We start from the raw sequence: 15,229 nt of genomic DNA on the forward strand, positions 1-15,229 counted from the left end.
ATAAATACGGAGGGGATTCATGTGGATACAACGGACTATCTTGATATGTTTCTTGATGAAAGTGATGAACATCTGCAGTCCATTAACAATCATTTATTGGAACTGGAAAAAAATCCGGAAGATCTTGAAGTTGTTCAGGAAATTTTTCGCTCAGCTCATACACTTAAAGGTATGGCAGGATCGATGGAATTTAAGGATATCCAGTCATTAACACATAAAATGGAAAACGTTTTTGATCAAATCCGGAATCAGTCATTAGCCGTTACCGAAGATGTGATGGACGTCATCTTTGAAGCCGTTGAGGCACTGGAGGAAATGGTCCAGGCAATCAGTGATGGTGAAAATGGCAAAAAAGACGTCAGTGAGCTCATTAGCCAGATGGAAAAACTTGAGCAAGGAGAGGGGCAGACAGCACCCAGTCAAAATGCTGATGAAAGCCAGCCCAGCTCAACAGCAAACCTGGATGATTATCAAACCACCGTTGTTAAACAGGCTGAAGAGCAGGGTTATCAGACTTACAGCATAACGGTCAAACTGGTTGATGATTGTTTGCTTAAAGCAGCCCGGGTTTATATGGTGTTTGAAGTGCTGGAGGATGCTGGAGAGGTTATTAAATCAGACCCCCCGGTTGAAAATCTGGAGGCAGAAGAATTTGACGAGAGCTTCTCCATCGTCCTGTTGTCCCAGGCAGAGCCGTCTGACATTGAGGCTCAGATACTTACTGTTTCTGAAATTGAGCGTGTAGACGTTAGCAGTTTAGCTGTCCGTGACACAGCCAATCAGCAGGGTCCGGCTGGTGAGAGCGAATCATCGTCTGAGGATCATTCCAAAGAGGCTAAATCGAATGAGTCAAAATCAAAAGATACTGGCACTGGCAAACAAGCCTCATCCAAGACAATTCGGGTGAGCAGTGAACGTATCGATCACCTTATGAATCTATTTGAGGAACTTGTTTTGGACCGCGGACGTCTGGAGGATATCGCTGCCAAGAAGCATGATCAGGAACTGACGGATACCGTTGAACGGATCACCCGGGTATCGCAGGATATGCAGGATTTAATTCTGTCAATGCGGATGGTGCCTGTTGAGCAGGTTTTCAACCGCTTCCCTCGCATGGTTAGAGGTCTGGCAAAAGATCTGGACAAAAAGATTAACCTGGAAATCATCGGAGCTGAAACAGAGCTTGACCGGACGGTTATTGATGAAATTGGCGATCCTTTAGTTCATTTAATTCGTAATTCAGTTGACCATGGCATTGAGTCGCCGTCCGAGCGGAAAGAGCTTGGGAAGCCGGAAACAGGTGAACTGACGCTGCAGGCTTACCATAGCGGCAATCACGTTTTCATTGAGATAGAGGATGACGGATCAGGCATTAACCGGGAAAAAGTCGCCAGGAAAGCCATTGAAAACGGTGTAATTTCATCAGCGCAAGCAGCAAATTTCAAGGATGAAGATATTTATCAGTTGATTCTAGCTTCTGGCTTCAGTACATCAGAGGAAGTGTCGGATATTTCAGGCCGGGGTGTCGGACTTGATGCGGTCAAGATGAAAATTGCTTCATTGGGCGGTCATATTTCGATTGAGTCAGAGGAAGGAAAGGGGAGCAAATTTTCCATTCAGCTGCCGCTGACCCTTTCGATTCTGTCCAGTCTCTTGATCAATGTGCAGCAAGTGACATATGGCATCCCGTTATCGTCTGTCATTGAGACTGTACTGCTTGAAGAGAAAGATATTATGTCTGCTCACAAGCAGAATGTGATGGATTTCCGCGGAAAAATCATCCCTCTTGTATCACTCATGGACGTATTGGACATTCCAGAAAGGGAAGAAAAAGCGGAAACTCGGTATCAATCGGTCGTCGTCGTGAAAAAGGGTGATAAGCTTACAGGTTTGATGGTCGACTCATTTATCGGCAAACAGGAAGTTGTATTGAAATCGCTCGGCAACTATTTAAAAGATATATTTGCGATTTCAGGTGCGACTATCCTGGGTGATGGGCAAGTGTCTCTGATTCTTGATCCCAATGCCCTGGTAACATAACAAAGGAGGTTTTTACATGGACGAATCAATTAAAGTGGTTGCTTTTCTGATAGGATCGCAGCGGTATGGCATCCCAGTTCAAAATGTGCTTGGCATTGAAAAAATGCAGCCCATAACTGAAGTGCCGCAGACATCCGATTTTATTAAAGGAATTATTAATCTTCGCGGGGAGATAACACCTGCTTTGGATCTGAAACAGCGGCTTAGGCTCGGGGTGACAGAGCATGCGGAAGAAACCCGGATTTTAATTGTAACCATGAATGATATGCAAGTAGGTCTGATTGTTGACGCAGCAACAGATGTGATGACACTGGATACCAATGCACTTGAGGATGCGCCTGAGATGACCAATGGCATCAGCACGTCTTTTATTGAAGGCGTGGCTAATTTAGAAGATAATCTATTAATTTTACTCAATCTGGAATATATCTTAGATTTTACAGAAGTTAATGAAGTTAACGAAATGATCGATAATTAACTAATACGGGAGGTTAACTGGAATGGCCAAAATACTTGTAACAGACGATGCAGCGTTTATGAGGATGCAGCTCAAGGATCATTTGACCAAATTGGGGCATGAAGTGATTGGTGAAGCAGAAAATGGTAAAGATGCCATTGAGAAATATCAGGAATTAAAGCCGGATTTAATAACAATGGATATCACCATGCCTGAAATGGATGGTGTAGAAGCTGTGAAGGAAATTAAAAAAATTGATTCAGGTGCAAAAGTTGTCATGTGTTCAGCAATGGGACAGCAAGGCATGGTCCTGGATGCTATCAAATCAGGCGCGTCTGATTTTATCGTGAAGCCGTTCAGTGCCGAACGAATCAAAGAAGCTCTGGAGAAGGCGTTATAGAAGCCACTAAACTGGAAAAGTGAGGTTTTATAGATGAAAAATTTGTTTAATATTAAGCAAGTTCGAACGAAAATATTTCTGGGGTTCATGATTTTACTGGTATTAGCGGGAGCCGTAACGGGGTTGAGCATTCACACGTTACATAGTAACAATAAGGACATAAACAGCATCATGGATCAAGAACAGCTTTTAGTTCTTGATGAAAAATTAGCGACGAATATGTCAGAAAGAACCAGTTTACTGCGCGGATTTTTGTTATATGATGATCCGAGTTACTTAGACGAATTCCAGGCTGGCACTGAAGAAACCATTGCTATGGAAAATAAAGCTAAGGATTTAAGCAATTCCGAAGAACTTAACAAGTTACTTGATAAAAAAGTCGAATGGGGAAAAATGACAGATCAAGTCGTTGAGGAATATGAGAATGGAAATGTCGAAAAAGCTAAGCTCATCATGGACAGAGATGTGCAGCCGCTCGGAGATGAACTGATAAGCGGTTTTCAGGACCTGGCCAGTAAACGTGAGGATGCTATTCAAACAATGGGTGAAAATGCTACGTCCAGTGGCTATGCTATGGAAGTGACAGTTTTTACTGGTTTTGTCATACTGATCGTTTTAGGCCTCATTATTACCATCGTGACAGCCAGAATTATTTCCCGGCCAATAAAAGGGTTAGTGAATCGTATGGAGCTGATTGCCAATGGTGATCTGACGGAAGAACCGCTTCAGACAAATTCGAAAGATGAGATCGGTCAGCTGGTGAACACGACTAACAAATTAAATGACAGTATGCGTGATATGCTCAGTCAGATCAGTGATGTCTCAGAGAAGGTCAGTACTCAGAGCAATGGTTTAACTAAATCAGCTAATGATGTAAAAGCCGGATCAGAACAAATCGCAACAACAATGCAGGAATTGGCTTCCGGTTCTGAAACGCAGGCCAACAGTTCCAGTGATTTATCCTCCACGATGTCCACCTTTACGACAAAAGTGCAGGAAGCCAGTGATCATGGGACTGAGATTAAAGATTATGCCAATAATGTGCTGAAGATGACTGAAGAAGGTACACAGCTCATGAACACGTCAAAAGAACAGATGGAAAGAATTGATCAGATTGTTAAGGATGCTGTCCAAAAGGTAGAAGGCCTTGACGCACAATCACAGGAAATTTCCAAACTGGTATCGGTCATTAAGGATATCGCTGATCAAACCAACCTGCTTGCTCTGAACGCGGCCATTGAGGCAGCCCGTGCAGGTGAACATGGTAAAGGATTTGCGGTAGTAGCGGACGAGGTAAGGAAACTGGCTGAACAAGTCTCCGAATCTGTTACAGATATTACCGGCATCGTAACGAATATTCAGAGTGAATCCAGTACGGTGACCGATGCATTGCAATCAGGCTATCAAGAAGTCGAAAAAGGAACCGGCCAAATACAGTCGACAGGTGAGAAATTTGAGGGAATCAGTTCAGCTGTCAATGATGTGGTAACGCGCATTCAGACCGTTACGGATAATTTGTCAGAAGTGGCAGCTGAAAGTCAGAATATGAACAGCTCAATTCAGGAAATCGCTGCTGTATCGGAAGAATCCGCTGCAGGTGTTGAAGAAACATCCGCATCATCGCAGCAGACAAGCAGTGCTATGGAAGAAGTGGCTAACAGTGCGGATGACCTCGCTAAGCTATCGGACAGTTTAAACGATCTCGTTCGTAAGTTTAAACTTTAATACCCGTAGGTTATATCGGACTATGGAAGTTTGTACCCCGTATGAACTTCCATAGTCTCATTAAATATCAGCCAATCATGATAGATGAAGGGGCAGGAGAAAATGATCAGAATTGCCATCATGAAAGACCCCGGTATATTTCGCGACGGGGTTCAACGTGTCATTGAAGCCGAAATCCCGGACTGCAGGGTATCCAGTTACGGTTCAGCTCAATTGGACATACTGAAAAATGACATTAATTTGTTTGATTTGCTGATTCTGGACACGGATACAGATACGACTGCATATCAGCTGATGGATCAGTGCAGGTATCAGACGGTGAAAATAGCGGCATGGATCTCGGAGGTCGATAATGCAGCACTCAAAGCATTGTTCAAAAAGGGACTGAATGGCTATTTCTGTAACGGTATGGGTCCTAATGAATTAGTAGGAGCCATACAGACTGTATTAGCGGAAGAGCAATATATACACCCGCTTTTATCGGTATATCTGCTAAAAGATTATATTGCCATGACCGAAACAGAAATTAAGCGCCCGAATGGTATATTAAGTGCTCGCGAATGGGACATTATGGAACAGATTGTTCAAGGAAGGAAAAACTTTGAAATAGCTGAGAACCTTTATATATCCTCGAAAACAGTTAAGAATCATCTTATATCCATTTTTAAGAAACTGAACGTGACAGACCGTACCAATGCGGCACTATTAGCGGTTAAGAATAAATGGATTACGTTATAAAGACATAATGCTTCCGTTTACTGTGTTTGAACCAATAACCAGATCAAACCCCGAAACCTTTTGTTTGTCATAAGGTTTCGGGGTTTTTAGGCAGGTTTATTGACTGTTTCTGTCTGTTTGCAGTTGTTTTTCCGCCATTTTTGCCAGGTCCTGGGCGTTTGAGCTGATCTCCTGAATTGTAGAAGAGATCTCTTGGATAGCTGCAGCCTGACTATCAGACATTTCGTGCACATTTGAAAATGCATTATCCAGTTCTTTGATCAAATTCTGAATTTCTTGGGTTCCTTTATCGATTTCCGTAACATTTTCTTTTGAATTGCTTGCCAGCTTTCGGATTTCTTCAGCAACAACGTTAAAACCATTTCCGTATTCACCGGCACGTGCTGCTTCGATTGATGCATTTAGACCAAGCAAATTGGTTTGTTCAGATATTCCCTTTACGACTTTTGAAATATCACCGATTTTATTGGTGCTGTCATTAACTTGTGTCATTTGAGATGAGATGCCGGTTACCTGGTCGGCAAGTTCTGAAATCGAACTGGTAATCTCCTCAACAGATGCTGCAGATTCTTCAACAGAGGCTGACAAGTTTTCAGCTACTTCGTGAAGTTTATTAGCTTCTTCCAGACTGGTTCCAATACCGATTCCGCCTACGATGGTGCCTTGTTCATCGTGGACGGGGACAGCCCGGGCGATAAGCGGGAATCCGAATAATTCTTTCGGAACGATTTCAGTTTTTGGTTTGTTTTCTTTGATAGCATGTGTGATAACATCTCCATCTGCAAGCGGGTCACCAGGGTTAACGTTTAAAGAAAATGTATTGCCTGGATAGTTAATAATCAACTTCTCTGTATCATAAATACCCACTGTGATGTCATCCTGCGTCAGTTGATTTAAAAGAGGCCCTGCTTTGATAAAGGCATCTAATATCGTTTGTTCAGATTGTGCATCTGTCGTAGTATCGTACATGTTGATTCTCCTTTTATCTCATTGTTTATCAGCAAATATGTCAAACTTATCGGTTCTATCAATGAAACTGTTAATAGGGAAATTGACGTTTCTGATAATTAACCGAAATCCATTTAAGTGTTGTAAATTCCTCCAGGCTCCATTGGCCGTTCAGTCTTCCTAAACCGGAATGTTTTTCTCCGCCAAAAGCCACGATTGGCTCATCATTTATCGTAATATCGTTAACGTGAATCATGCCAGTATGTATCCTTTTCGCAAGTTCTGTGCCACGTTCACTATGAGCGGTGTGCACGGCACCACTTAAGCCAAATTTGGAGTTATTAGCAATCTCGATCGCTTCTTCATCACCTGAAAAAGGCATGACACTGACGACAGGACCGAACAATTCCTCTTGAGCTACAGCCATATCGGGTGTGACATCTGTCAAAATAGTTGGCTCAACCAGATTTCCAGATATGTCCCCGTGCAATACAGGATTAGCACCTTGCTCAATTCCTTTAGCGATGGTGTCTCTAAGATGATTGGCTGCATTTTCATTCACAACTGGACCGATCACAGTGTCTGGATCGCGAGGATCGCCAGTCTTGAGCGCAGATACCTTCTTTTTAAAGCGGGAAATAAATTCATCATAAATAGCTTGATCTACAAGAATTCGATTAGCGGACATGCAAATTTGCCCCTGATGTGTAAAACGGCTGAATGCTGCAGCGTTAACGGCATAATCAATGTCTGCGTCATCCAGTACGATAAAGGCGCTATTGCCTCCTAGTTCCAGGATTGGTTTTTTGAAATTTTTTATGGCCAGCTGTCCAATATGACTGCCTACCTTCGTTGAGCCAGTAAATGACATAATGCGTGGAATGGGATGTTCTACAAAATGATCGCCAATTTCGCTGATATCTGTGGCAACAACATTAAAAAGGCCATCTGGAATGCCAGCTTGTTCAAAAATGCTGGCAATAAGTGTACCGCCCATAATTGGGGTTTCTTCATGTGCTTTTAAGACAACACCATTGCCGGCTCCGATCGCGGGTGCTACTGACTTAATGGATAAGAAAAAAGGAAAATTGAACGGACTGATAACACCGACAACTCCGGCTGGCATACGATACAAGCGATTTTCTTTACCATTTTCAACTGAAGGCAGGATTTTCCCCTCCTTTTTCAGCGGAAATGTGGATGCCTCCTTAATGATGTCTTTGACAAGACCAATTTCAAAAGCGGCTTTGACGCGTGTCCCACCAAGTTCATCGATAATGAAGTCTGTAATGGTGTCTTCGTGTTCTTCAATATAACTTATAGCTTTTTCGAGAATATCACGCTGTTTATACGGATTAATCTGATTCCATTTTTCCATAGCTTCCTGTGCTGATTTGTAGGCTTCATCGACATCATTTGTGTCCGCCATTCTGAATTCGGTCAGAGTTTTGCCACTATAAGGATTTTTATCAACCAAAATATTACGACTGTTGCCGTCCCGCCACTTGCCTCCTATATATTGTTTATTAAGTGAATGCATGTCCAGCATACGTATTCCTCCTTGGTTTTAATCAGCTTACACATATTTCATCGTCCAAATTAACTGTGATGTAAACCCAGTCATTAGAAGTAGAATTATTCAGTTAACAAATTGCTTTCTGTCTCTGATTTAACACCTGGATCTGACTGTGCTACATTAGAGTTATATAAACATAACCTTTATATCGGAGGTACATATATGACGTCATTACTAAGCGGCAAAAACATTGTTGTGATGGGGGTTGCGAATAACCGCAGCATTGCTTGGGGAATCACCCAGTCCCTTCACAATGCAGGAGCTAATCTGATCTTCACATATCGCCAGGAGCGTTCAAAGCAAAAGCTGAATAAGCTGCTCGACAAACATGGCATTGAGCCGCGCATGGTTGTCCCTTGTGATGCTGAGGATGATCAAAGTATTGAGCAAGCCTTTCAAAAGATTGGCGAGGAGGCCGGCATTATTCATGGTCTTGTTCACTCGATTGCTTTTGCCAATGCGGAAGAGCTGCAGGGTGAGTATGCGGATACTTCCCGGGATGGTTACCTGCTGGCACAGAATATTAGCGCGTATTCCCTTGTGGCTGTTACCCGGGAAGCACGCAAGTACATGACAGAAGGCGGGTCGATCGTAACCCAGACTTATATCGGCGCAGAGCGGGTTGTCCCGAATTATAATGTCATGGGAGCTGCCAAAGCTGCTCTGGAAGCAAGTGTGCGCTATCTTGCCGAAGACGTCGGCAAAGATGATATTCGCGTGAATGCTGTTTCAGCGGGGCCTCTCCGCACCTTATCAGCTAAAGGTATTGCTGGTTTTAACGATAAGGTATCCGCTGTTGAAGAGAAAGCACCACTCCGCCGCCAGGTTGATCAGGATCAAGTCGGCGATGTGAATCTTTTCTTGCTGAGTGAACTGGCTCGCGGCGTTACCGGTGAAGTGCTGCATGTTGATGCCGGCTTCCATACGGTAGCAGGAGCCTGAATCCCATTTGATAAGCAGACGAGCATCCCTATAAGAGGTGCTCGCTTTTTTTAGTCCCCGCAATCGATGAAATGTTCTTTTTTTAAATAGAGCAGTCAGATATGCTATATTGGATTGTAAGTATTTTCCTGATAAATTTTATACATTTGCATGTGCCATCAGGCCTTATAGCTCGGTTACGCAAATGCCTGAGACACCGAGAATCCACTTTTATTTGGAGATGGGAATAATGGAAAAACAAGCTTATACGATTAAAGACCTCTATTTTTGGCGCATAACGTTCAGTCTGGCACTGGCATCGTTCTTCGTGTTTGCCGGCATGTATGCAGTACAGCCGCTGTTCCCTCTATTTGTGAAGGAATTTGATGTATCGGTATCGGCATCCGGACTGGCGTTATCACTAACGATTGCCGGGCTTATTATCGGCTTGATTGTGCTCGGTTTTTTATCTGACCGCAACGGTCGAACCGCTTTCATTAAACTATCCCTGTTGGGCGCAGCGGTGCCGTTTTTCCTAATGCCGCTGTTTAACTCATTTCTGCCTCTTTTGCTGCTTCGGCTGGTGCAGGGCTTTGCTTTGGCGGGACTTCCGGCAGCCGCTCTGGCTTATTTGAGTGAAGAAATTGATAAACGCAGTGTGCATGTGGCAACCGCGCTTTATATATCAAGCAATGCGCTTGGAGGCATGGCCGGGCGGGTGCTCACTGGCTATATAACCGATCACTTCTCCTGGGAAACAGCTTTTTATGGGCTGGCCATTACTGGGGTGGTTATTTTAGCTGCCGTTATGTTTATGCTGCCGCGTTCCCGTTTTTTTACGCCGAGTCAATTGCCGTTCTCAAATGATCTGAAAGGGTTTGCGCATCACTTGAAGAATCCCGCGTTACTGCTGATTTTTGGACTTGGTGTTGTGCTGCAGCTGTCGTTTACCGGCATCTGGACGTATTTGCCGTTCCATTTAGAGGCTCCGCCGTTTTCGATGTCGTTGGATACGATCTCCTATACGTATTTTGCCTATGGTTTGGGTGTGATTGGTTCACCGCTTGCCGGCTGGCTGGCAGGTCAGTTTAGTTTGAAATATATTCGTATAACAGGTGTGCTTGTGATGGCAGTTGGTCTGCTTATAACCATGGGACCTGCTTTATGGATGATTGTCGTTGGATTGTGTGTTGCGTGCCTTGGCTTTTTTACGGCTCATTCACTTACCGCTTCAACCGTCAGTGAGTCTGTAACCCATCATAAAGGGAGTGCCTCCAGCTTGTATCTCGTGGCTTATTATATCGGTGTCGGTCTCGGCAGTACAGTGCTTGGCCCTTTATGGAACAGTGGGGGATGGAAACCGCTTGTCCTCGTCCTTGCTGCTATTCCGGCTGTCTACGTTTTACTGGTTCAATTGATACAGCACCGGCAGCAAAAGCGGCAGTCAGACACAAACGAATGAAGGTCTAAAGCGCTAAAAAAGCAGGAAACCCATTGACTGGTTTCCTGCTTTTATGTCGTTATGTGTTCTTCATAAAGTCTGGTATCTCAGTCAGATTAATATCCCAGGCGATTGGCAGCCAGAAGTAAATCGCAACAGAGACCAGTAAAATGCCAATAATGTTCAAAGCAATACCCGTTTTGGCCATGTCGGGAATCCGTAAATAACCGGAGCCGAAAACAACCGCGTTCGGTGGTGTCGCAACCGGCAGCATAAAAGCACTGGATGCGGCGACACCTGCTGCCACCATAACGGCATACGGATGAACACCAAGTGCTGCAGCAAGTGAGGCCATAATTGGATACATCATATTAGCTGTTGCGGTATTCGATGTAATTTCTGTTAAGAAGATCACCATACCGGAAACAACCAGAAGGACGATGAATATTTCTACGCCTTGCAGAACTGTCAGCTGCTGTCCAATCCATTCAGATAAGCCTGATTCTGTAAACCCGCTGGCAATTGATAGACCGCCTCCAAACAGCAGCAGGATGCCCCACGGGAGCTTGACGGCTGTATCCCAGTCCAGCAGATGGTCACCTTCTTTGTTCTTGGCCGGTATCAAGAATAATATGATCGCGGCCGTCATCGCAATAATAGCATCATTGATATTTCCGTTCACAAATTCTGACAAGAGAAAGGAACGGGTAATCCAGGCAAGTGCAGCTAATGAAAAGACAATCAGGACACCTTTTTCCTCAAAGGATGCTTTGCCGAGATCCCGTTTTTGTTCCAGTATAATAGCTCGGCCGCCGGGAAGCTCGTTCATTTTCTGAGGAAAAGCGACTTTGACCAGGTAAAACCAGATTATGAAAATAAACACCCAGGCGACCGGAACCGCAAATAACATCCAGCCGGCAAACGAAATATCAACATCATATATTTTGCTGACGGCACCAGCTAAAGCAGTGTTGGGCGGTGTGCCAATCAAAGTCGAAATACCGCCAACGGAAGCAGAATAGGCAATGGCCAGCATCAGTGCTTTGCCGAAACTGGCGGTTTCCTCTGAGCCATCGCCAGCACCTTCGCTTTTCGTTTGATCAGATACTTGATATATAATAGCAAGGCCGATTGGGACCATCATCATTGCGGTGGCCGTATTCGAAATCCACATTGATAAGAATCCAGTCGCAACCATAAAACCAAGCACGATTCTTTCAGTATTGGTTCCGATGACGGAAATGATCGTCAAAGCAATTCGTTTGTGCAGATTCCATTTTTCCATAGCCAGAGCGATCATAAAGCCGCCCATAAAGAGAAAAACTGTATCATCACCATAAGATGAGGTGGTTGCTTCGATATCCAGTCCGCCAGTCAGTGGAAACAGAATAATCGGGAGCAGTGAGGTGACTGGAATTGGAATTGCCTCCGTCATCCACCAGACAGCAATCCATATGGTACTGGCCAGAATAGCCTGACCCGCATCTGATAATCCTTCTGGCTGGAAAAAGACTAACGTCAGAATAAATAAAATAGGTCCTGCAAACAGCCCGATTAATTGAGCTTTCGTATAGGGCCGCTTATGGTTGCCGCCGTTAGTTGTCTGCGCAGTGTTAGAAGTGGATCTGTCAGATTTTTCCCCCGATTTATTTGGTTTGACGAAAAAAGTAAGTAAGTCCTTAGCTTGATCATGTTTATCCCATAACCAGTTCCATGCCGCCGTGACCATAAAATACCTCCATCTTTAGTCTATTAAACAATGAAAACGTTACCATTAAATTATAGGGGAAACCTATTTAATATTCAACTAGTTATGTTAAATCGTTCCCGGAAAAGAGTATGATAACTGCTGAATCCCTGCAGAGACATTCAGGAAGGATTGCCCCGTATGACGAAATATAATATAATTAATAGGGTTAGTTTAAAAGGAAGGGTTAGCATGCCTGAATTTGTCTGGCTGCAGCGATTAATGTGACAGGCGCCTCGTTTTTGTGACCTTTGTATACGAATTATATGCATAATGAGCTCGGTAATTCACTCGCATTTGCCGGGTTCATTTTAGCTTTGAATCAAGGACTTCGATCATTGGCCCGTTTCCAGGTGGTTTGATCGTGGATGTGGGCAATATTAAGGTATTATTCTTTGTATTATCAGGCTGCTTGTGATCCCATATATCACAATGTATTTTTGCGATAAAGGTGTTACACAGAAAAGGAGCGGTTAAATGGCTATAAAACTGATTGCACTTGATATGGACGGAACACTGCTGAATTCGGACGAAACGATTTCAGCTGTTAACCATGATACAATTACCAGGGCACTGGCGAAAGATGTTCAGGTTGTCTTAAGCACGGGGCGCTCGTTTGATACATGCTTTTCATACGCTGAATCACTTAATCTGACTTCCTATTTAATTACGTGCAACGGCGGGGAAATCTGGACTGTTGATAACGAACTCATTGAACGCCATCTGCTTCGTCCAGAGCGTGTGCAAGAGATGTGGGAACGGGCGGAGAATCTGAATTTAAACACATGGATGATCTCAACCGATGGGGTATGGCGCGGTATGTATCCGGATAACTTTTCCAGTCATGACTGGCTTAAATTCGGCTGTGACTCTGAGGATCCAGCTGCATTGGATACATTTATTGAGGAATTGTCATACTATGATGATCTTGAATTAGCGAATTCCCTTCCGACAAATATCGAGATTAATCCTAAAGGGGTGCATAAAGCCAGTGCTCTCGAATCAGTGTGTGAGCGGCTGAATATAACGCTTGACAATGTTTTGGCAATCGGTGACAGCTTGAACGACATGAAAATGATTCAGGAAGCAGGCATCGGTGTTGCGATGGGCAACGCACAGGAGGCGATTAAGAACGTCGCCGCTGATGTGACGGATACGAATGAGCAGCATGGCGTCAGCAGGGCGATCGAAAAATATGTGCTGGGAGACTAAGCCAGATACCCTTCTATTTGACCATTTAAAGCATAGACTGTACTAAGCGTTCTTATAGATAAATTTTACTTTGAACCGCAAAGGGAGTATAATTGGTCTAATTATGATGAAAGGGGATGCTTCGATGGCATTTTCTCGACGCTCCAAAGAGCCTGTTCCAGAAGTGGATACGAATATATGGGCTTGTAAAAATGAAAACTGTTCAGGTTGGATGAGGGCTTCGTTCAGCTTTAATGAGGATCCCAACTGCCCGCTTTGTCAATCATCCATGCAAATGGAAACGCACGTCCTGCCTGAAGTTGGCGAATAGCACGCGTCTTTTCTAAGTTAAGCCACCCTGATAATGTGAGGTGGCTTTTTTATCGACTTGCCCGACTTTCTGTTATAAAAGCAAGTACCTTATTGACAGAATGCAGCCGATCATGCATGATAGTAATATAAATATTCAGTTTTTTTAAATAATTGAAACCGATTACAAATGAGGAGGCTATTTTAATGCGTTATGCAGATCCCAATACGAACGGGGCATTGGTGCATTTTCAGGAGCGTTACGATAATTTTATTGGAGGTGACTACCGTCCGCCGCAAAACGGCCAGTATTTTGAAAACGTGAGTCCTGTAACAGGGAACGTTTTTTGTGAGGTAGCAAGGTCAACCAAGGAAGATGTTGCAGCAGCCGTTGCAGCAGCTGATGCCGCGAAAGACAGCTGGGGAAAAACGTCTGTTGCTGAACGAGCTAACATTTTAAATCGTATTGCTGACAGAATTGAAGACAATCTGGAAACACTGGCTGTAGCTGAGACGTGGGATAATGGCAAGGCAGTAAGAGAACTTCTGGCAGCAGATTTGCCGCTCGCAGCGGATCATTACCGTTATTTTGCCGGAGCTATCAGGGCTCAGGAAGGTGGTATCAGTCAACTGGATGATGACACAGTTGCGTATCATTTCCACGAGCCTTTAGGCGTTGTTGGGCAAATTGTACCGTGGAACTTTCCCATCTTAATGGCGACTTGGAAAGTGGCGCCGGCTTTAGCTGCAGGAAACTGTGTGGTTTTAAAACCAGCCGAACAGACACCAGCTTCTATCCACGTGCTGATAGAACTGATTCAGGATCTCTTGCCAGCCGGCGTTCTTAATGTGGTTAACGGATTTGGGGTGGAAGCAGGTAAGCCCCTTGCAACGAATAGTGGCGTCTCCAAAATAGCCTTTACAGGTGAGACAACAACAGGTCGTCAGATTATGCAGTATGCCTCAGAAAATATTATTCCGGTAACACTCGAACTCGGCGGTAAATCACCGAATATTTTCTTCTCAGATGTCATGGATAAAGATGACGATTATCTGGATAAGGCAGTTGAAGGACTTGTTATGTTTGCCTTGAATCAGGGTGAAGTATGCACCTGTCCGTCCAGGGCAATTGTTCATGAATCAATTTATGACGCGTTTATGAAAAAGGCTGTCCAGCGAGTCAAAGATATTAAGGCTGGTCATCCTTTAGACACGGAAACAATGATGGGAGCCCAGGTTTCTCAAGAACAAATGGAAAAAATCAAGTCCTACCTTGATATTGGCAAGCAGGAAGGAGCAGAAGTACTTACAGGCGGTGAAATCCATCAGATGGATGGTGATATGTCGGAGGGCTATTATGTGGAGCCTACGATTTTCAAAGGTGATAATAATATGCGTGTTTTCCAGGAGGAAATTTTTGGCCCTGTCCTAGCTGTGACAACCTTTAAGGATGATGATGAAGCGATGGAAATTGCTAATGATACACTTTATGGGCTAGGTGCTGGTGTGTGGACCCGGAATATCAATACGGCCTATCGTTTTGGCCGGGGAATTGAAGCCGGTCGTGTGTGGACGAATTGCTATCATAAGTATCCGGCACATGCTGCGTTTGGCGGCTATAAAAAATCCGGTATTGGACGTGAGAATCACTTGATGGCTCTGGATCATTATCAGCAAACAAAAAATCTGTTAGTCAGTTATGATGAAACGCCCGACGGATTATTTTAACGCTATTT

The 15,229-nt window shown here is 44.0% G+C and carries 13 protein-coding genes; 10 read left to right on the plus strand and 3 right to left on the minus strand.

What is annotated here, in order from left to right; genetic code table 11:
• The first annotated feature begins 21 nt into the window (after positions 1–21).
• From ACFQU8_RS11220 to ACFQU8_RS11240, 5 genes are all read left to right on the plus strand, one after another.
• The gene (locus tag ACFQU8_RS11220; protein ID WP_382359979.1) at positions 22–2,040 is read left to right on the plus strand and encodes a chemotaxis protein CheA; all 2,019 of its coding nucleotides are present in this window, start codon (positions 22–24) and stop codon (positions 2,038–2,040) included.
• Between the two features lie 16 nt (positions 2,041–2,056).
• Positions 2,057–2,518 carry a chemotaxis protein CheW gene (locus ACFQU8_RS11225; RefSeq protein WP_382359982.1) on the plus strand — a complete coding sequence of 154 codons (462 nt, stop codon included), beginning with the start codon at positions 2,057–2,059 and terminating at the stop codon, positions 2,516–2,518.
• A gap of 22 nt (positions 2,519–2,540) precedes the next feature.
• Positions 2,541–2,897 carry a response regulator gene (locus ACFQU8_RS11230; RefSeq protein WP_382359985.1) on the plus strand — a complete coding sequence of 119 codons (357 nt, stop codon included), beginning with the start codon at positions 2,541–2,543 and terminating at the stop codon, positions 2,895–2,897.
• Between the two features lie 33 nt (positions 2,898–2,930).
• Positions 2,931–4,622: a methyl-accepting chemotaxis protein gene (locus ACFQU8_RS11235; RefSeq protein ID WP_382359987.1), complete on the plus strand. Its 1,692-nt coding sequence runs from the start codon at positions 2,931–2,933 to the stop codon at positions 4,620–4,622.
• A gap of 102 nt (positions 4,623–4,724) precedes the next feature.
• A complete protein-coding gene (locus ACFQU8_RS11240) occupies positions 4,725–5,360 on the plus strand; it encodes a response regulator transcription factor (protein ID WP_382359990.1) in 636 nt (211 codons plus the stop codon).
• Positions 5,361–5,456: 96 nt separating this feature from the next.
• Here the strand turns inward: ACFQU8_RS11240 and ACFQU8_RS11245 are convergent, their stop codons facing one another.
• Together ACFQU8_RS11245 and ACFQU8_RS11250 are read right to left on the minus strand one after the other, a co-directional pair.
• Positions 5,457–6,329 (minus strand): methyl-accepting chemotaxis protein, encoded by an 873-nt coding sequence (locus tag ACFQU8_RS11245; protein ID WP_382359993.1) that lies wholly within the window; start codon positions 6,327–6,329, stop codon positions 5,457–5,459.
• Between the two features lie 70 nt (positions 6,330–6,399).
• Positions 6,400–7,857, minus strand: coding sequence for an aldehyde dehydrogenase family protein (locus tag ACFQU8_RS11250; RefSeq protein ID WP_382359996.1), 1,458 nt, complete (start codon positions 7,855–7,857; stop codon positions 6,400–6,402).
• A gap of 189 nt (positions 7,858–8,046) precedes the next feature.
• On the opposite strand from ACFQU8_RS11250, the gene fabI reads away from it, so the two are divergent.
• Both fabI and ACFQU8_RS11260 read left to right on the plus strand, forming a co-directional pair.
• Positions 8,047–8,826: an enoyl-ACP reductase FabI gene (gene fabI / locus ACFQU8_RS11255; RefSeq protein WP_382359999.1), complete on the plus strand. Its 780-nt coding sequence runs from the start codon at positions 8,047–8,049 to the stop codon at positions 8,824–8,826.
• Positions 8,827–9,055: 229 nt separating this feature from the next.
• On the plus strand, positions 9,056–10,267 hold the full coding sequence (locus tag ACFQU8_RS11260; RefSeq protein ID WP_382360002.1) for an MFS transporter: 1,212 nt from the start codon (positions 9,056–9,058) through the stop codon (positions 10,265–10,267).
• Between the two features lie 58 nt (positions 10,268–10,325).
• Here the strand turns inward: ACFQU8_RS11260 and ACFQU8_RS11265 are convergent, their stop codons facing one another.
• Positions 10,326–11,975 carry an SLC13 family permease gene (locus tag ACFQU8_RS11265; RefSeq protein WP_382360005.1) on the minus strand — a complete coding sequence of 550 codons (1,650 nt, stop codon included), beginning with the start codon at positions 11,973–11,975 and terminating at the stop codon, positions 10,326–10,328.
• Positions 11,976–12,470: 495 nt separating this feature from the next.
• On the opposite strand from ACFQU8_RS11265, the gene ACFQU8_RS11270 reads away from it, so the two are divergent.
• From ACFQU8_RS11270 to exaC, 3 genes are all read left to right on the plus strand, one after another.
• A complete protein-coding gene (locus ACFQU8_RS11270) occupies positions 12,471–13,205 on the plus strand; it encodes a Cof-type HAD-IIB family hydrolase (RefSeq protein ID WP_382360008.1) in 735 nt (244 codons plus the stop codon).
• 124 nt (positions 13,206–13,329) lie between these two features.
• Positions 13,330–13,515 (plus strand): cold-shock protein, encoded by a 186-nt coding sequence (locus ACFQU8_RS11275; protein WP_382360011.1) that lies wholly within the window; start codon positions 13,330–13,332, stop codon positions 13,513–13,515.
• A gap of 185 nt (positions 13,516–13,700) precedes the next feature.
• Entirely contained in the window at positions 13,701–15,221 is a 1,521-nt protein-coding gene (gene exaC, locus ACFQU8_RS11280) for an acetaldehyde dehydrogenase ExaC (RefSeq protein ID WP_382360014.1), read from the plus strand.
• The last annotated feature ends 8 nt before the right edge of the window (positions 15,222–15,229 follow it).

The sequence above is a fragment of the Lentibacillus kimchii genome (assembly GCF_042666895.1).
Lineage (GTDB): Bacteria > Bacillota > Bacilli > Bacillales > Amphibacillaceae > Lentibacillus > Lentibacillus kimchii.